Genomic DNA, 18,223 nt, shown 5'->3' with positions numbered 1-18,223 from the left:
CCAGGGCGCCACCGATACTGCCGCCTCCCCCGCTGAACGACCCTTGCAAGGAGACCGACATGGCCTACAACCGCCGCTCGAAGAACATCACCGAAGGCGTGGCCCGCGCGCCGAACCGCTCGATGTACTACGGCATGGGCTACACCGAAGGGGACTTCGGCAAGCCGATGATCGGCGTGGCCAACGGGCACTCCACGATCACGCCGTGCAACTCCGGCCTGCAGCGACTGGCCGACGCCGCGGTGGAAGGCCTGAAGGCGGCCGGCGCCAACCCGCAGATCTTCGGCACGCCCACCATCAGCGACGGCATGGCCATGGGCACCGAAGGCATGAAGTACAGCCTGGTCTCGCGCGAGGTGATTTCCGATTGCGTGGAAACCTGCGTCGGCGGCCAGTGGATGGACGGCGTGCTGGTGATCGGCGGGTGCGACAAGAACATGCCCGGCGGCATGATGGGCATGCTGCGCGCGAACGTGCCGGCCCTCTATGTCTATGGCGGCACCATCCTGCCGGGCAGGTACAAGGGCCAGGACCTGAACATCGTCAGCGTCTTCGAGGCGGTCGGCCAGTTCTCGGCCGGCAAGATGAGCGAGGAAGACTTCTGCCAGATCGAGCGCCGCGCCATTCCCGGCAGCGGCTCCTGCGGCGGCATGTACACCGCCAACACGATGAGCTCGGCCTTCGAGGCGCTGGGCATGAGCCTGCCCTATGCCTCCACCCAGGCCAACGTCGAGGACGAGATCGTCGAGACGGTGAAGCAGGCCGCCGCGGCGCTGGTCGAGGCCGTCAAGAAGGACCTGAAGCCGCGCGACATCGTCACGAAGAAGGCGATCGAGAACGCCGTGGCGGTGATCATGGCCACCGGCGGCTCCACCAACGCGGTGCTGCACTTCCTGGCCATCGCCCATGCGGCCGAGGTCGAATGGACGATCGACGACTTCGAGCGCATGCGCAAGAAGATCCCGGTGCTGTGTGACCTGAAGCCCAGCGGCAAGTACCTCGCGATCGACCTGCACCGCGCCGGCGGCATTCCGCAGGTGATGAAGATCCTGCTGAAGGCCGGCCTGCTGCACGGCGACTGCATGACGATGACCGGCAAGACGGTGGCCGAAAACCTGGCCGATGTGCCGGACACGCCGCGCGCCGACCAGGACGTGATCCGCACGATCGACAACCCGATGTATGCCGAGGGCCACCTGGCCATCCTGCGCGGCAACCTGGCCACCGAAGGCTGTGTGGCCAAGATCACGGGCCTGAAGAACCCGGTGATCACCGGGCCGGCGCGCGTGTTCGATGACGAGCAGTCGGCGCTGGCCGCCATCATGGCCGGGAAGATCAAGGCAGGCGACGTGATGGTGCTGCGCTACCTCGGACCCAAGGGCGGTCCGGGCATGCCCGAGATGCTGGCCCCCACCGGCGCACTCATCGGCCAGGGGCTGGGCGAATCGGTGGGCCTCATCACCGATGGCCGCTTCTCCGGCGGCACCTGGGGCATGGTGGTCGGCCACGTGTCGCCCGAAGCCTACGAAGGCGGCACGATCGCGTTGGTGCACGAGGGCGACTCGATCACGATCGACGCCCACAGGCTGCTGTTGCAGCTGAATGTGGACGATGCCGAACTCGCGCGCCGCCGTGCCGCCTGGCAGCAACCCGGCCCGCGCTACACCCGCGGCGTGCTGGCGAAGTTCGCGAAGAACGCTTCGAGCGCGAGCTTCGGCGCAGTGCTGGACAAGTTCGAGTAGTGCGGCGGCCGCCAGGCGGCCGGGGCCTTAGCGTTCGTCGGTCGGCACGCGGGGCTTGCCCGGCGTGCTGCCACGGCGCTTGTTCTTGAAGCTCAGGCCCATGTTTTCGAGGTGGCGTTCACGGCGCGCGGCGACACGTTCGCGCTCCTTGTCGGCCTCGCGCTGCTTGGTCAGGCCGATGGCGTCCGCGATCAACCACCAGATTGCCGCGACGGCGAACGGCGACAGCACCCACAGCCAGCCCCAATCGGCCACGCGCGTCAGCCCCGCCAGCTTCAGCAGCGACAGCAGGCAGCCCAGCACCACGAACCACATCGGAACCCGTCCCTTCCCGTCCGAAGCCCTGCCGCGCCAGCGCCGCGTCAACCTGGGCCACTAGAATCCGTTGAAAGCAAACCACTTTACTCCAGCCAGCGGCCGCTTGGCCTCGCCCAGAAAGGACCCCATGAAGAAAGCTCCTGCCCTTGTCGTCGCGTTGTGTGCCGTGATCGCCGGTCCGGCCTTCGCCAATGCCGAACTCGCACAGAAGAAGAACTGCATGGCCTGCCATGCGCTCGACAAGAAGATCGTCGGCCCGGCCTACAAGGACGTCGCGGCCAAGTACGCCGGCCAGAAGGACGCCGTTGCCAAGCTGGCCGAGAAGATCCAGAAGGGTGGCTCGGGCGTCTGGGGCGCTGTGCCGATGCCGCCGAACACCATCGTCAATGCCGACGAAGCCAAGCAGCTGGCCACCTGGGTGCTGACGATCAAGTAAGCCCCGGCAGTCGCCCACGAAAAAGCCCCGCAGTGCGGGGCTTTTTTCATGGGCCCGCGGCCCGAAAGCCGCGGAGCACGACAGACCCGGTCAGTTGTTCTCGGCCAGCTGAGCCAGGATGGCCGGGTTCTCCAGCGTCGAGGTGTCCTGCGTGATCTGCTCACCCTTGGCAATGGAGCGCAGCAGCCGGCGCATGATCTTGCCGGAGCGGGTCTTGGGCAGGTTGTCGCCGAAGCGGATGTCCTTGGGCTTGGCGATCGGGCCGATCTCCTTGCCGACCCAGTCACGCAGCTCCTTGGCGATCTTCTTGGCTTCCTCGCCCGTGGGGCGCGAGCGCTTGAGCACGACGAAGGCACAGATGGCCTCGCCGGTGGTGTCGTCGGGCCGGCCCACCACCGCGGCCTCGGCCACCAGCTCGGTGTGGGAGACCAGCGCCGATTCGATCTCCATCGTGCCCATGCGGTGGCCGGAGACGTTCAGCACGTCGTCGATGCGGCCGGTGATCGTGAAGTAGCCGGTCTTCGCGTCGCGGATCGCGCCGTCGCCGGCCAGGTAGTAGCCCTTCAGCTCCGGCGGGTAGTAGCTCTTCTTGAAGCGCTCGGGGTCGCCCCAGATGGTGCGGATCATGCTGGGCCAGGGCTTGCGCACGACCAGGATGCCGCCCTGCCCGTTCGGCACCTCGTTGCCGGTTTCATCGACCACCGCGGCATCGATGCCGGGGAACGGCAAGGTGCACGAACCCGGCACCAGCGGCGTGGCGCCCGGCAGCGGCGTGATCATGTGGCCGCCCGTCTCGGTCTGCCAGAAGGTGTCGACGATCGGGCAGCGGCCGCCGCCGACGTTCGCGTGGTACCACTCCCAGGCCGCCGGGTTGATCGGCTCGCCCACCGAGCCCAGGATGCGCAGGCTGTCGAGCTTGTAGTTGCGCGGGTGCACCGCGGCATGGGTCTCGGCCGCCTTGATCAGCGAGCGGATCGCCGTCGGCGCGGTGTAGAAGATGCTGACCTTGTGGTCCTGGATCATCTTCCAGAAGCGACCGGCGTCCGGGTAGGTCGGCACGCCTTCGAACACGATCTCGGTGCCGCCCAGCGCCAGCGGGCCGTAGGTGATGTAGGTGTGGCCGGTGACCCAGCCGATGTCGGCCGTGCACCAGAACACATCCTCGGGCTTCAGGTCGAAGGTCCACTTGGTCGTCAGCGCAGCATGCAGCAGGTAGCCGCCGGTGGAATGTTGCACGCCCTTGGGCTTGCCGGTGGAGCCCGAGGTGTACAGCAGGAACAGCGGATGCTCCGCGCCCACCCACTCGGGCTCGCAGGTGGTCGGCTGGCCGGCGAGCGCATCGTGCAGCCAGACGTCGCGGCTGGCGTCCCAGGCGATCTGCCCGCCGGTGCGCTGGTAGACGATCACGCTCTTCAGGCTCTCGCAGCCACCCAGCGCCACGGCTTCGTCCACGATGGCCTTCAGCGGCAGCTGCTTGCCGCCGCGCAGCTGCTCGTCGGCGGTGATCACCATCACCGCGCCGGCGTCCTGCACCCGGTCGCGCAGGCTCTGCGCCGAGAAGCCGCCGAACACCACCGAATGCGTGGCGCCAATGCGCGCGCAGGCCTGCATCGCGACCACGCCCTCGATGCTCATCGACATGTAGATGACGACACGGTCGCCCTTCTTCACGCCGCGCGCCTTCAGCGCATTGGCCATCTGGCAGGTGCGCGTCAGCAGGTCGCGGTAGGTGGCGCGGGTGACCTTGCCATCGTCGGCCTCGAAGATGATGGCCACCTTGTCGCCGCGACCCTGCTCGACATGGCGGTCCAGGCAGTTGTACGAGACGTTCAGCGTGCCGTCCTCGAACCACTTGTAGAACGGCGCCTCGCCATCGTTGAGCGCCTTGGTGAAGGGCGTCTTCCAGCTCAGCAGCTCGCGCGCCAGGCGGCTCCAGTAGGCCTGGTGATCGGCGGCGGCCTCCTTTACCAGCGCTTCGTATGCGGCCATGCCGGACACGTGGGCACCCTGCACGGCGGCAGCCGGTGGGTTGTAGACCTTCACTTCGTGGGAACCTTCTGCTGCGCTCATTGCTTGTCTCCGGCAAGGTGGCAAAAACGACAGTCGCGACCCTATCCAGGGGCTCTTACGAACCCCTTACTCGCCCTTGCTTGTGGTCGCGGCCCGACGCTCTCGAACGTCAACGATGGTCGCACGGACGCCACCTAGAATCCAGCGCGTCCCGTATTGACACCTTGCCGATGGCCGCCGACTCGAAGAAGCCCGCTGCTGCAGTGCCGCGCCTGCGCCCGCTGCCCAACCTGATTTTCATGAGCCGCTGGCTGCAGCTGCCGCTGTACCTGGGGCTCATCGTGGCCCAGGGCGTCTACGTCTTTCACTTCTGGGTCGAGCTGTTCCACCTGGTCGAGGCCGCCTTCGGCAACGATGCCGCGCTGGACGCGCTGATCAAGAGCGCCGGCTACGTGCCCACCGCGGGCCACCCGATCGTGCTGAACGAGACGGTGATCATGCTCGTGGTGCTGGGCCTGATCGACGTGGTGATGATCAGCAACCTGCTGATCATGGTGATCGTCGGCGGCTACGAGACCTTCGTCTCGCGGCTCGACCTCGAAGGCCACCCGGACCAGCCCGAATGGCTGAGCCACGTGAACGCTTCGGTGCTGAAGGTCAAGCTCGGCACGGCCATCATCGGCATCAGCTCGATCCACCTGCTGAAGACCTTCATCAACGCGCCCAACCTCAGCGACAAGACGCTGATGTGGCAGACCATCATCCACCTTGCCTTCCTGCTCTCGGCCATGGCCATTGCCGCGGCCGACCGCATCCTCGGTGCCGGCCACAACGGCAAGCACTGAACCTCCCGCCCGCCCCGAAAGTCCGTCATGAGCACCACCATCCGCCAGGCCGATCTGATCGACAGCGTTGCCGCCGCATTGCAGTACATCAGCTACTACCACCCGGCCGACTTCATCGCCCACCTGGCCCGCGCGTACGAGCGCGAGCAGAGCCCGGCCGCGAAGGACGCCATCGCGCAGATCCTCACCAACTCGAAGATGTGCGCCGAGGGCAAGCGCCCGATCTGCCAGGACACCGGCATCGTCAACGTGTTCCTGAAGATCGGCATGGACGTGAAGTGGGAGGGCTTCACCGGCTCGATCACCGACGCGGTGAACGCCGGCGTGCGCCAGGGCTACCTGAACCCCGACAACGTGCTGCGCGCCTCGGTGCTGGCCGACCCGATCTTCGAGCGCAAGAACACCAAGGACAACACGCCGGCCGTGGTGCACATGGAACTGGTGCCGGGCAACACGGTGGACGTGACGGTCGCGGCCAAGGGCGGCGGCAGCGAGAACAAGAGCAAGATGCAGATGCTCAACCCCAGCGATTCCATCGTCGACTGGGTGCTCAAGACGGTGCCGACCATGGGCGCCGGCTGGTGCCCGCCCGGCATGCTGGGCATCGGCGTCGGCGGCACCGCCGAGAAGGCCGTGCTGCTGGCCAAGGAAGCGTTGATGGACGACATCGACATGTACGAGCTGCTGCAGCGCGGCCCCTCGAACAAGCTCGAGGAACTGCGCATCGAGCTGTACGAGAAGGTCAATGCGCTGGGCATCGGCGCGCAGGGCCTGGGCGGCCTGACCACGGTGCTGGACGTGAAGATCAAGACCTACCCGACCCACGCCGCGAGCAAGCCGATCGCGATGATCCCGAACTGCGCGGCCACGCGCCATGCGCACTTCGTGCTCGACGGCTCGGGCCCGGCCTACATCGACCCGCCAAGCCTGGACCTGTGGCCCGACGTGAAGTGGGCACCGGACTACAACAAGAGCCGCAGCGTCAACCTCGACACGCTGACGCGCGAGGAAGTGGCCAGCTGGAAGCCGGGCGAAACCCTGCTGCTGAGCGGCAAGATGCTCACCGGCCGCGATGCCGCGCACAAGCGCATCCAGGACATGCTCGCCAAGGGCGAGCCGCTGCCGGTGGACTTCACCAACCGCGTCATCTACTACGTCGGCCCGGTCGACCCGGTGCGCGACGAAGTCGTCGGCCCGGCCGGCCCGACCACCGCCACGCGCATGGACAAGTTCACCGAGATGATGCTGGCCCAGACCGGCCTGATCTCGATGATCGGCAAGAGCGAGCGTGGTCCCGTCGCGATCGACGCCATCCGCAAGCACAAGGTGGCCTACCTGATGGCGGTGGGCGGCGCCGCCTACCTAGTGGCCAAGGCGATCAAGAGCGCCAAGGTGCTGGGCTTTGCCGACCTCGGCATGGAAGCGATCTACGAGTTCGACGTGAAGGACATGCCGGTGACCGTGGCGGTGGATTCGCACGGCACCAGCGTGCACACCACCGGGCCGCAGGAGTGGCAGGCCAAGATCGGCAAGATTCCGGTCGCGGTGGCCTGAAGCCAGCGCTGCAGGCGCCCGGCCGCAGCCGGGCGCGCCTTCGCTTCAGCCGTCGCCCATCGTCGCGTTCGGGTAGAACGGCAGGCTGCGCACGCGCTGGCCGGTCAGCCGGGCCCAGGCATTGGCCAGCGCCGGCGCGAAGGTGGGGACGCCCAACTCACCCACGCCGCCGAGCGGCACCGCCCGGTCGGCCGCGGCCGGCGGCGGCATGATCGTGACCTTCACCGCCGGCATCTCGTTCAGGCGGATCATCCGGCTGTTGTTGAAGTTCTTCACCTGCGCCGCGCCGTTGCTGAAGGTCTGGCGGCCATACAGCGCCGCGTTCATCGCGTGCACCACGCCGCCGACGATCTGCGCCTCCACCTGGCCCGGGCTGACGGCGAGATAGCAGTCAATCGCCACGGCCACCTTGTTGACCCTGACCTGGCCGGTGCTCGTCTTCGAGACTTCCACCACCTCGGCCACGATGGAGTTGAACGCGGTGCCGATGGCAATGCCGCGCGCCGTGTTGCGTGCCAGCGGCGCACTCCAGCCGCCCAGCGTGGCCGCGGCGGTGAGCACCGCGAGCCAGCGCGGGTCGGTCAGGCGCGCCAGCCGGTACTGGTACGGGTCCTGTCCGGCCGCGGCGGCCAGCTCGTCGATCATCGATTCCACCGCGAAGGTGTTGATCGAAGCGCCGACCGACCGCCAGAAACCCACCGGGATCGGCGACGGATGCGTCACGTACTCGGTGAGCCGCGCGCCGAAGTTGTACGGCAGGGCCTGCGAGCCCTCGTAGCCCTGGCTGTCGCCGGTGGCGCCCAGCACCACGCCGCGCTGCGCCAGGATCGAGGGCGACACGTTGCGGTAGGTCCAGCCGGCCACGTAGCCGCTGCTGTCGATGCCGGCGCGCGCGTGCACCAGCGCCATCGGTCGGTACTGGTCGTGCGTGAAGTCTTCTTCGCGCGGCCACATCAGCTTCACCGGGCGCTGCAGCGCCATCGCCACCTGCACCGCCTGGCTGATGAAGTCCAGCTCGGCCTTGCGCCCGAGACCGCCGCCCAGGTACGTGGTGTGAACGACGACCTTGTCGGCCGTGAGCCCGGTCAGCGTGAGCACCAGGCTCAGCGCCGACTTGGCCGACTGCGTCGGCGCCCAGACTTCGCAGCGCTGGCCGGCGACGTAGTCCACCGTGCAGTTCAGCACCTCCATGCAGGCATGGGCCACGTAGGGCAGCTGGTAGGTGGCGTCGACCACCTTCGCGGCGCGCGCGATCGCATCGTTGGCGTCGCCGGTGCTGCGCTCCACCGTGTACAGCGTGCCCGGCGGGTTGGCGCCGCCGGCCACATAGGGCGTGGCCTGCGTCATCAGCGCCTGCGCATCGGCGACGAACTGCGCGCTGTTCAGCGCCGCCGCATTGGCCGGCAGGGTCCACTTCAGGCTCAATCGCCTGGCGGCCTGCCAGGCGTCCCAGGTGTTGGTGCCGACCACCGCCACCGCATTGACGTTGCCCACCGCTTCCAGCCCCCGGTTGGTGCCGCTCTTCACCTGCGTGGGCACCACGGCCACCATGCCGGCCGGCACCGCCGGCGTCGCCGCCAGGGTGCCGCCCATCGCCGGGCAATGGCGGATCACCGCGTACAGCATGTTGGGCACCCGCACGTCCAGGCCATAGACCGCACTGCCGTCCACCTTGAACGGAATGTCCTGGCGCTGGAAGGTCTTGCCGATGCAGGCGAACTGGGTGTCCGGCACCAGCGGCGCCGAGGCCGGCGGTGGCAGCAGCGCCGCCGCGGCCGCCACCTGGCCATAGCTGCGGGTGGCGCCGCTCGGGACATGGCGGATCGTGCCGTTGCTGACGCTGTAGTTCGCGCGCGCGCCATCGCCGATCTGCGCCATCGCCGCGGCCACCAGCAGCTCGCGGGCGATCGCACCGGCGTCGCGCAGCTTCCAGAAGTTGTTGCGCGTGACGCCGGAGCCGACGGTATTGATCGCGGTGCCGATCGGGGCCGGGTTGGCCATCGTCGGGCCGCCTTGCACCAGCTGCACCCGCGCGGGGTCCACCATCAGGTCTTCGCACAGCACCTGGGCCAGGCCCTGGAAGGAGCCCTGGCCCATGTCCGAAGAACCGATGGTCAGGCGGATGCTCTCGTCGCTGCCGATCGTGAGCCAGCTGGTCACGGCGCTGCTGGTGCCGGCGGCCGCTTCCAGTCGGCTCGCGGCGGGCAGCAGCACGGCCAGCGTCAGGCCGGCGCCGGCGCCCAGGAAGGCGCGGCGCGGCAGCAGGGGTGTGTCGATGCTCATCGTGTGCCCCCTCTCGTCACAGCCCGGCGCAGGCCTGCTTGATGCGCTGGTAGGTGCCGCACACGCAGACGTTGCTGATCTCGTTGGCGATCTCGCTGCCGCGATGGCCGGCGTTCATCGCCCCGGCCACGGCCATCAGCATGCCGGACTGGCAGTAGCCGCACTGCGGCACCTGGTTGGCGATCCAGGCCTTCTGGGCCGGATGGCTGCGGTCAGGCGACAGGCCTTCGATCGTGGTGATGCGCTTGCCGACGGCCGACGACACATCCATGTCGCAGGACTTCTGCGGCTCGCCGTTCACCAGCACCGTGCAGGCACCGCAGACCTCGATGCCGCAACCGTACTTGGTGCCGGTCAGGCCGAGCAGATCGCGCAGCACCCACAACAGCGGCATCTCCGCGCTGTTGACGGTGACCGTACGGGCCGTTCCATTGACGTTCAGGGTATAGCTGGGCATGACGTCCCTCGTCTCCTTGACGTGCCGACAATTGGCACCGGAGGGATCGTTTGCGCCGATTCTTAAGCTTCGCTGAAGGCGGCCGGTAGCAGGGGCAACGCTTTGTAGCCGGCTCTTGAGCCCCGATCAATCCGCGGCCGGCCCCAGGCTGCGCACCACGCGCTGCGGGAACGGGATTTCCACCCCCAGGCGGTTCAGCGTGGCCAGCAGCGCCAGGTTCACGTCGCTGCGCACGTTGCCCTGGCCGTTGTGCAGGTCCGCGATCCAGAACGCGATCGTCAGGTCCATGCCGTCGCTGGCGAAGTTGCTCAGCTGCACCGACGGCGCCGGCTCGGCCAGCACACGCGGCACCGCCGCGACGGCCGCGGCCAGCTGCGGGAAAAGCGCCGCGAGGTCGGTGCCGTAGGCCACCTGCACCGTGGTGGACAGCGCCACGTTGGGGTCGGCGAACGAGTAGTTCTCGACCCGCTGCGTGATCAGCATCTCGTTCGGCACGATCGACTCGCGGCCGTTGGCCGCTCTGATCACGGTATAGCGGGTGGTGATATCGGTGATGCGACCCTCGAAGTTGTCGACCTTCACCGTGTCGCCGATGCGCAGCGAACGCTCGGCGAGGATCACGAAGCCCGAGACATAGTTGGCCGCCAGCTTCTGCAGCCCGAAGCCGATGCCCACGCCCACCGCGCCGCCGATGACCGACAGCGCCCCCAGCGGGATGCCGGCCACCGACAGCGCGATCAGCACCCCCACCAGCAGCAGCCCGGCACGCGTGGCGTTGGCCGCGATCTTGCGCACCGACATGTTCACCGAACGCGCCGCCAGCAGCCGCGCCTCGATGGTGGCCGACAGCCACAGCACGAGCACCAGCACCACGGCAGCGCTCAAGGTGCCTTCGAACAGGCCGCGCAGCGTCACCTCGCTGCCGGCGATCTTCCAGTGCACGTCCTCCATGCCGGCCAAAGATGCGGATGATGGCCAGGCTGGCCAGCACCGGCAGGGCCAGCTTCAGCAAGGCCAGCGGCACCAGGCCCTTGAGCACCCAGCGCGCGATCGCGGCCAGGCCCAGCGCCAGCAGCGGGAACAGCACGCCGTCGAAACCGCGGTCGCCGAGCAGGATGTGGCCCGAACCGGGCCCGGCCTCGGCCTGCGTCGCGTCGGCCAGCCGGCTCTTGCGCAGCAGCGACACCAGGCCCCAGGCCAGCAGAAGCGCCAATCCGATCACCGCCAGCTCCACCAGCACGGTGGGCTTGAGCAGCGGCTCCATCCAGGGGGGCAGCAAGTTCGGCAATCCGCTCATCCGATCGACAGCAACAGGGGGCAAAGACCCCGCCGGCCCCGCGGCCGACGGCGGGGCAGGTTAGCACGCTGACCCGCGGGATCTACAGGCGGTAGCTGGCCTGCAGGAAGACCGAGCGCCCCGGCAGCGGAAAGTCGAACGGCAGCTGGCCGGGCGCGAAGCTGGGGTCGCGCGCGTCCCGGTTGAACAGGTTGCGCACCGACGCCGCGAAGTCCCAGCCGCTGCGCCCACCCTGCGTGCGCACGGTGAGGTCGACCAGCGTGTAGTCGGCCACCGGCGGACGCGCATCGCCCGGCTCGCGGCGCCGATCGGCCACGTGGTTGAGCTGCAGGTTGGCCACCCAGCCCGGCTGGAAGCGCCAGTCGCCGCGCAGATAGAGGTGCTGGTGCGGCGCGATGCCCGCGTCGAGCCCGGTGGCCTTGTCCGTCGATCGCTGACCGCCATAGTGAGCGGCCAGGCGGATGTCGCGCGTGGCATCCCACTGCGCTTCGAGCTCCAGGCCCCGGCCCACCTGACGCCCGCTGTTGCTGGAGGTGGAGCCGGTGGTCGGGTCCGCGTTCGGCACCTGGCGCAGGATGTCGCGCATCTGGTAGCGGAACACGTTCAGCGCCAGGCTCCAGTTGCCGGCCGGTTGCCAGGCCAGCGCTGCCTCGGTGGTTTCGATGCGCTCGGGCCGCAGGTCCAGATTGCCCAGCGTCACTGGGTTGTTGATGGCGTACAGCTCGACAAATGATGGCGCCCGAAAGGCGCGGCCATACAGCAGCTTGGCGGTGACGTTGTAGGCCACGTCCCACACCAGCGCCAGGCGCGGGTTGGTGGTGGAGCCGAAGTCGGAGTAGCGGTCGTGCCGCAGGCCCGCGGTCAGCGCCCAGTCGCGCGCGAGCTGCCATTCGTCCTGCAGGTACACATGCGCCAGGGTGCGCTCATGCGGGTTCATGAACGGGGTGGTGCCGGAGACGTCCACCATCTCCCCGAGCGGCGCCGGGATGTTGCCGATGCCCGGCACGTAGACGAAGGTGAAGTTCTTCGACTCGCGCACGCGGTAGACCTCTTCCGAGGCCAGCCCCGCCCCCAGCCGCAGCCGGTGGTCGCGGATGCCGGTGTACACGCCCGCCACCGTGACGCGCACATGGCGCTCCCACTTCTCGGGATCGCCTTGCATGCCATCCGGGAAGGGCCCGAGCAACACCGTGCCCGGCGGCAGCAGCACCAGCTGCGACGCGGTGTGCATGTCGAAGTAGCTGGCCTGCCCCGTGACCTGCCAGTCGCGCGCCAGCGCGCGCGATTCGTAGGTGAGGTCGGCCGTGAAACGCTCGGTCTGGCTGCGGCCGGTCGGGTCGAGCGCACCGGCCACGCCGGATCCGCTGCCCACGTCGTCGCGCTGCTTGTAGCCCAGGCGCAGGCGCCAGTCGCCGCGGGCCACATCCAGCGCCGCATCCAGCCCCTTGCGCCCCAGGCTCGGGGGTCCCGGGGCATGCGATGCATGGGTGCCGAAGATCGCGTCGGTGGCCGTCTGTGCATCGGCCTCGATGGTGCGCTTGTGCCCGTCGGTACGGCCGACGCCCAGGTACGCGGCGACCTCGAAGTCGCCGACCCGGCCGCCGTAGTGGAACCAGCCATCCGCACTCTGGAACGAGCCGACGCGACCGCCCAGTTGAAGGCCCGCCACATCGGCGGCGTTCTTCGTGACGATGTTGATCACGCCCGAGAACGCATCGGCGCCGTACAGCGCCGAGCCCGGGCCGCGGATCACCTCGATGCGCGCGATGTTCTCCACCGGCATGCCGCCCCACACATCGCCCCGGTTGCCGAGGTAGATGCTGGTGATCGGCACGCCGTTGACCAGCATCAGCACCTGCTGGTTGTACTGCGTGGCGATGCCGCGAATGATGTAGATCGGCTTGTTGTCGTAGGGCAGCAGGTGGGTCACCGTCAGGCCCGGCACGGCCTGCAGCACGTCGTCCAGGTCGGTCGCGCCGGTGGCCTGGATGTCGGCCGCGGTGATGACGGTGGCCACCGCCGGCGCACGCGAGAGCGAGGTACGCGAACCGGTGGCGATGGTCACGAAGCTCTTGTCGCCATAGGCCTGGGCCAGGTCTTCTTCGTCGCCGTTTGCCGGCGGCGCGTTTGGCGCGGCCTGGGCCGCCATCGCCACCAAGAGGAGCCCGCCGCCCCACCACCACCTTCGCTGCGCTGCGCCGCACTGAGTCCGCACCATGTCCCCTGTTACTGCCGAGGTGGCGCGCATCCTGTCACAGGGGTTTCGCGCGGTCAACGCGCGCAGCGCGTCAACGGGCGCGCTCGTCCCAGGATCTCGTCGACTGTCCCTCGTACGCGACATCGCTGCAGGCCACCGGGAACAGCGTCCCGGCCGGCCGCTGCGCGGCCTCCGCGTAGCAGGGCACCATGCCTGCCAAAAAGCACGGGAACAGGAACAGGGTGTACTGCTCGCGTGTCATGCCCAGATCGGCGCAGATCGCAGCGCTCATGCCACCGTAGTTGAGCTTGAGCCGGTAGCGCTTCATGCGCGGCAGCGCTTCGACCGCCAGCGCCAGTTGCAGGTGGGGCAGTTGGTCGAACTTCAGTTCGCGCAGCAACGCCATCATCGGCGGCATGCGCTCGTCCACCGAGGTCAACGGACGGCCGTAGCCCGGCACACCCCGCAGGCGCTCGATCTCGTCTGCAACGCAGGTATCCAGCGGCACACCACCGGCGACGTGCTGCCCGGCCCGCAGGAAGAAGTCGATCGACTTCGTCAGGATGCCGCTGCCGTAGATGCCGGCCTCCGATACCGCGAGCGCCGCCGACAGGCCCAGCGCGCCCGTCGAGCGGGTGCTGCCGGCCAGGGCCGCCTCGCGGTTGTTCCAAAGGCGCGGATCGGGGAAGCTGGTGTAGGCCCAGATCGCATGCAGCAACCTCACCTGCGCAGGCGAATAGCGCCGGCCGGTGATGCCATGGACGTAAAGCTCCATCCAGTCCAGATCCGCCAGATCAGCATGCAGATCCTGCCCGCGGAACACCGCCCGCTCGCCAGGAATGAAGCCGCCGCTGCTGCGCACGCGGCCCACGGCGTCACGCAGCCGCTGCGGGCCGCTCTTCAGGGATCTCATGCGCTCAGCTCCATGTCGATCGGCGTTCGCACGCCAGGGTCGTTCTCGATTTCGTTGGCGTAGAACGGGAATCGCTTGTGGCCGTAGTCGGCCTGCTCCAGTGCATGCGCCGCGGCACCCGGCAGGCGCAGCAGCAGGTACAGCATCTCGCCTTGCTCGGGCGTGAAACCCAGATCGCAGAAGGCCGCCGCGGCCACGCCGGTGAAGGCCAGCGGGGCCTGCGCGATGTCTTCCAGCGCAATCCGATGCTCGCGCAGCCAGCCCAGCACGGCGCCTGGGCTGCCGGCGGCCAGGTGGTCCAGCAACTGGCGCACCGGCGTCGGCGTGGTCGCACCGTGCGGGTCGAAGCCCGGTGCGTGCGAAGTGGCAGGCCAGGTCGAGACCGGCAGCGTCGCCTCGCGACGCTCAGCCAGCCAGGCCGACCAACGGTCGCCGCGCAGATCGCTGGCCGCCCAGCCCTGCATCGCGTGCAGCACTTCGCGCGCCCCGCCCTGCTGACCGGCCCCGACGCCCAGCGCCGCGATCAAGCTGGCTGCCGCATTGGAGCCGCAGACGCCGCCACACATCGCGGCATGTACCGAGGCCTCGCGCGGGCCGGGGTTGGCCAGCGCCACGGCCAGCGCCTCCAGCAGCGCGGCCTGCGTCGCCGAGGGCGCCTGCCCACGCAACAGCAGGTACAGCATCTCGATCCAGCTGGCGCGGCCCACGAGTTCGCCGAACACGTCATAACCGTGGCAGTACGCGGCCCGCGCTGAGAACGGGTTGACGGCCTCGGGCTCCTCGCGCCAGATGCGGGTATGGATGGGTTGTGAGGGTCCGCTCATTGCCCGCCCCTCACAACAGGCTCATGCCGCCGTCGACCACGATCTCCTCGCCCAGCACGTACGAAGAATCGTCGCTGGCCAGGAACAGTGCCACGCGGGCCACCTCGTCGGGGCGACCAAAGCGCTGCATCGGCGACTTGGCTGTCATCTGCGCCTGCACGGCCTGCGCGACCTCCGGCGGCAGGCCGAAGCGGCCGAACATCGGCGTCGCGATCGGACCCGGGCTGACGGCGTTGATGCGAATGCCGCGACCGGCCAGCTCCAGTGCCAGCGTCTGGACCAGCGACCGCAGCGCGGCCTTGGTCGCGCCGTAGACGCTCATCAGCGGCGTGCCCAGCTGGTTGGCGATCGAGGTCGTCACGATGATCGACGCGCCGGGCCGCAGCAATGGCAGTGCCTTCTGGATCGTGAAGAACGCACCCTTGAGGTTGACCGACAACATCTCGTCGAATTGCGCCTCGCCCACCTGCTCGAACGGCACGGCCGACGCGATGCCGGCATTCACCAGCAGCACGTCGACCTGGCCGCAGCGCTGGCCGACATCGGCCATCAACGCCTCGATCGCCGGCACGCTGCCGGCGTCGCTGCGCAGGGCGATGACCTGTTCGCCAAGATCGTGCCGGGCCTGCGCCAGGCTGGCCTCGTCGCGCCCGGTGATGATCAGGTGCGCACCGTGTTCGAGAAACAGCTTCGCCGTTGCGAGGCCGATGCCGCTGTTGCCGCCGGTGATCAGGGCGGTCTTGCCAGCCAGTCGTTTCATGACAACTCCAGAGAAGTGGAAAGGGAAATTCGGATCGCGGGCGCGCAGGTCGCCCTGCGAAGGAGAAGGCCGGGTCGCGCTGGCGTCAGCCCGCGGGCCGCAGCGCGCGCATGCGCACGCTCATGGGCGGCACCTCGTCGGGATCGACGCACACGTCCAGCAAGGTCGGCCCCTGGCGGGCCAGCATGGCCTCGAAGTCCAGCGCTTCGAGCTCTGCGGGCGATGTGATGCGGTGTCCCGGAATGCCCATCGCCTCGGCCATGCGGCGGAAATCGACGCCTGGCAACGCGTAGCCGATCGACTCGGCACCGGCCAGGCGCTGGCCATGGCGGACCATGCCCAGTGCGCCGTCGTTGAGCACGACGAACACCACTGGCAGACCTTCCTCGGCGGCCACGGTGATCTCCTGCCCGTTCATCAGGTAACTGCCGTCGCCGGTGATGCACACCACAGGACCGTTCGGCCGCGCGCGGGCGATGCCGATCGCCGCCCCGATCGCCCAGCCCATGGGCGCGAAGTCCATCGTCACACGCAGCCAGCTCGCGGTGCCCGAGCGCCGCTCGTTGGCTGCCGTGCGCCGGATGCCCAGGCCCTGGCGCAGCAGACGGCGATCGTTGGGTTGCAGGTAGTGCACGGCCCAGGTCGTGCTGTTCCCAGTGTCTGCGACAAAGCGCGTCGACGGCGGGCAGCGTTCCGACAGGGCCTTCATCAGGCGCTGCGGCTTGACCGGCGAGGCTTCGCTGGCAAAGGCGTCCGCGGCATGCAGGAAGGCCACCGGATCGGTCTGTCCGACCCGCAACGGGACCGCGGCTGGCGGCTCCGCCTGCAGCACCGTCAACAGCCGCTCGCACACCGCCTTCAGCCGGCCGCGCACATGCATGCGGGCCATCGGCGACTGCATCAGGTTCTCGTCGTTGCTGTCGATGTGCACCATGCGGCTGTTCAGCACCGCGTCGCACCAGCCGGCGCTGTTCCACTCGCCCAGGCTGGTGCCGAAGGCCAGCACCAGATCCGGCGCGCTGCGCAGCAATTCCTCGGCCGCGGCGTGGCCGCCAAAGCCGAACACACCGCGGTAGCGCCGGTGACGCGGATTGACGTAGCCCTTGCCATCCGGCGTGCAGACAAACAGCGCGTCAGTGGTCTCGGCCAGGGCCAGCACCTCTTCGATGGCATCGCCGGCCCCGGCGCCGATCAGAAACACCACCCGACCGGCCTGCGACAGTTCGTCGGCCAGGCGCAGCACGGCGCCCTCGTCGACCAGATCGGCCTTGCGCATCAGCAGCGCTTCCAGGTCGTAGGCGCGGCGGCCCATCGCGACCGGACTGCGCAACACGTCCAACGGAATCGACAGGTGCGCGGGACCCTGCGGTGCCTGGTAGGCGTGCATCAGCGCGCTGACCAGTTTCTGCTCCAGTTGCTCGGGATGCGAGACCAGCGAGTTGTAGCGGGTGCAGTGGCGGAACATCCCGACCGTGTTGATGCCGGTGCACGCCGACTCCTGCAGCGCACCCTTGCCAAACGACGGCAGCGAAGGCTGACCGCTGATCACCAGCATGGGCACGCCGTTGTCGTAGGCGCAGGCCACGCCAGTGATCATGTTGGTGGCCCCCGGACCGGAGGTCGAGATGCAGACGCCCAGTCGCCCGGTCTCGCGGGCATAGCCGTCGGCCATGAACGCAGCACCGGACTCGTGACGCGCGAGGATGTGTCGCAGGCCGCCCCGGCGCTCGCTGCGCGCCAGCGCGTCGTACAGCGGCTCGACCGCTCCGCCCGGGATGCCGAACACATGTTCGACACCGATCTGTTCGAGATAGGCAACGACCAGGTCGGCGGCATTGCGCACGACGTCATGATCTTGGCGACGCTCTGCGCCGCTGGCGTGTGGCCCTACCAGGGCCGGCACCGTGCTCAAGGCTTCCACTGCTTTTTTGATCCCAACGACTTCTGGCGAACAGACATGCGGCGGCGACGCTCGTGAGCAGAGCCGACGCGAAGAATGTGACTGCGGCACATCGGACGGTGCGGGTTCTGGTGCCCGGGCTGCAGATCGTCCGATCTTTGGACGCGCGCCAGGCGCGGCCCTGTCACGAGGCCGACCGTTCGCGTTGCCGCGAGCGACCCACCCGAATACCGCCATCCCCTGGATTCGTGACATCCAAGCGGTTTGCCATTCACCGTCGCCCGCTTGTTGGTCGAGGCCGTGCCGTGAACTCACGACAGGCCGCGGGAGGGCGTCCGATGCAAATGCAGTATAGGGTGGACCCCGATGGCGTGGGATGCCCGCCCCCTGGGATCGGGGAGTGAAAAGTGACCAAATTCCCTTGACCCGGGGACTGCGGCAAGACCCGCATTCAAGGGGGTTGTCTAACCCCCATTGGACGCGTCATCCGGGGCCGGCCCACCGCTGCGATCAGGGGCGATAGGTGACCTGCAGCAGCACCCCCCGCCGCGCCAGCGGCAGGTCGTTCGGCAGGCTGGTGCCCGGCGCCAGGCTGGGCTCGCGCGCATCGGCGTCGAACAGGTTCAGCACGCTGGCCGAGAACTCCCAGCCGCTGCGCGTGCGGGCGCTGCGCAGCGTGAGGTCGAG

Annotated in this window: 14 protein-coding genes; 4 read left to right on the top strand and 10 right to left on the bottom strand. The window is 68.6% G+C overall.

Annotated features, from left to right (window positions below; all coding sequences use genetic code 11):
* Positions 1-59: 59 nt before the first annotated feature.
* Positions 60-1,742 carry a dihydroxy-acid dehydratase gene (gene ilvD / locus ACILR4_RS24590; protein ID WP_395703533.1) on the top strand — a complete coding sequence of 561 codons (1,683 nt, stop codon included), beginning with the start codon at positions 60-62 and terminating at the stop codon, positions 1,740-1,742.
* A 27-nt stretch (positions 1,743-1,769) separates the two neighbouring features.
* Here ilvD and ACILR4_RS24585 read toward each other — a convergent pair whose 3' ends face one another.
* Positions 1,770-2,057, bottom strand: a complete 288-nt coding sequence (locus ACILR4_RS24585) for a TIGR04438 family Trp-rich protein (RefSeq protein WP_395703532.1) — start codon at positions 2,055-2,057, stop codon at positions 1,770-1,772.
* Between the two features lie 130 nt (positions 2,058-2,187).
* Between ACILR4_RS24585 and ACILR4_RS24580 the strand changes: the two genes are divergently transcribed.
* Positions 2,188-2,496 (top strand): c-type cytochrome, encoded by a 309-nt coding sequence (locus ACILR4_RS24580; protein WP_395703531.1) that lies wholly within the window; start codon positions 2,188-2,190, stop codon positions 2,494-2,496.
* Positions 2,497-2,586: 90 nt separating this feature from the next.
* Here ACILR4_RS24580 and acs read toward each other — a convergent pair whose 3' ends face one another.
* Complete coding sequence (gene acs, locus ACILR4_RS24575) at positions 2,587-4,566, bottom strand: acetate--CoA ligase (protein ID WP_395703530.1); 1,980 nt, start codon at positions 4,564-4,566, stop codon at positions 2,587-2,589.
* 170 nt (positions 4,567-4,736) lie between these two features.
* Here acs and ACILR4_RS24570 point away from each other — a divergent pair, with 170 nt between their 5' ends.
* Together ACILR4_RS24570 and ACILR4_RS24565 are read left to right on the top strand one after the other, a co-directional pair.
* Positions 4,737-5,351 carry a TIGR00645 family protein gene (locus ACILR4_RS24570; RefSeq protein WP_395703529.1) on the top strand — a complete coding sequence of 205 codons (615 nt, stop codon included), beginning with the start codon at positions 4,737-4,739 and terminating at the stop codon, positions 5,349-5,351.
* Between the two features lie 27 nt (positions 5,352-5,378).
* Positions 5,379-6,905: a fumarate hydratase gene (locus tag ACILR4_RS24565; protein WP_395703528.1), complete on the top strand. Its 1,527-nt coding sequence runs from the start codon at positions 5,379-5,381 to the stop codon at positions 6,903-6,905.
* A gap of 45 nt (positions 6,906-6,950) precedes the next feature.
* Here the strand turns inward: ACILR4_RS24565 and ACILR4_RS24560 are convergent, their stop codons facing one another.
* The 8 genes from ACILR4_RS24560 to ACILR4_RS24525 form a co-directional block, all read right to left on the bottom strand.
* Entirely contained in the window at positions 6,951-9,188 is a 2,238-nt protein-coding gene (locus ACILR4_RS24560; RefSeq protein ID WP_395703527.1) for a molybdopterin cofactor-binding domain-containing protein, read from the bottom strand.
* Positions 9,189-9,204: 16 nt separating this feature from the next.
* Positions 9,205-9,645, bottom strand: coding sequence for a (2Fe-2S)-binding protein (locus tag ACILR4_RS24555; RefSeq protein WP_395703526.1), 441 nt, complete (start codon positions 9,643-9,645; stop codon positions 9,205-9,207).
* Between the two features lie 126 nt (positions 9,646-9,771).
* On the bottom strand, positions 9,772-10,596 hold the full coding sequence (locus ACILR4_RS24550) for a mechanosensitive ion channel family protein (RefSeq protein WP_395703525.1): 825 nt from the start codon (positions 10,594-10,596) through the stop codon (positions 9,772-9,774).
* Between the two features lie 428 nt (positions 10,597-11,024).
* Positions 11,025-13,091 (bottom strand): TonB-dependent receptor plug domain-containing protein, encoded by a 2,067-nt coding sequence (locus ACILR4_RS24545; RefSeq protein WP_395703524.1) that lies wholly within the window; start codon positions 13,089-13,091, stop codon positions 11,025-11,027.
* 139 nt (positions 13,092-13,230) lie between these two features.
* Entirely contained in the window at positions 13,231-14,052 is an 822-nt protein-coding gene (locus ACILR4_RS24540; protein ID WP_395703523.1) for a hypothetical protein, read from the bottom strand.
* Positions 14,049-14,876 carry a citryl-CoA lyase gene (locus ACILR4_RS24535; RefSeq protein ID WP_395703522.1) on the bottom strand — a complete coding sequence of 276 codons (828 nt, stop codon included), beginning with the start codon at positions 14,874-14,876 and terminating at the stop codon, positions 14,049-14,051. The genes ACILR4_RS24540 and ACILR4_RS24535 overlap by 4 nt, the downstream gene beginning before the upstream one ends.
* Positions 14,877-14,886: 10 nt before the next feature.
* Positions 14,887-15,636, bottom strand: coding sequence for an SDR family oxidoreductase (locus ACILR4_RS24530; protein WP_395703521.1), 750 nt, complete (start codon positions 15,634-15,636; stop codon positions 14,887-14,889).
* Between the two features lie 85 nt (positions 15,637-15,721).
* On the bottom strand, positions 15,722-17,851 hold the full coding sequence (locus ACILR4_RS24525) for a thiamine pyrophosphate-binding protein (protein ID WP_395703520.1): 2,130 nt from the start codon (positions 17,849-17,851) through the stop codon (positions 15,722-15,724).
* Positions 17,852-18,223: the final 372 nt, after the last annotated feature.

Source organism: Aquabacterium sp., assembly GCF_044226965.1.
Taxonomy (GTDB): domain Bacteria; phylum Pseudomonadota; class Gammaproteobacteria; order Burkholderiales; family Burkholderiaceae_C; genus Pseudaquabacterium.
The sequence above is the reverse complement of the archived record's forward strand: the minus strand, read 5'-3'. Positions and strand labels throughout refer to the sequence as shown.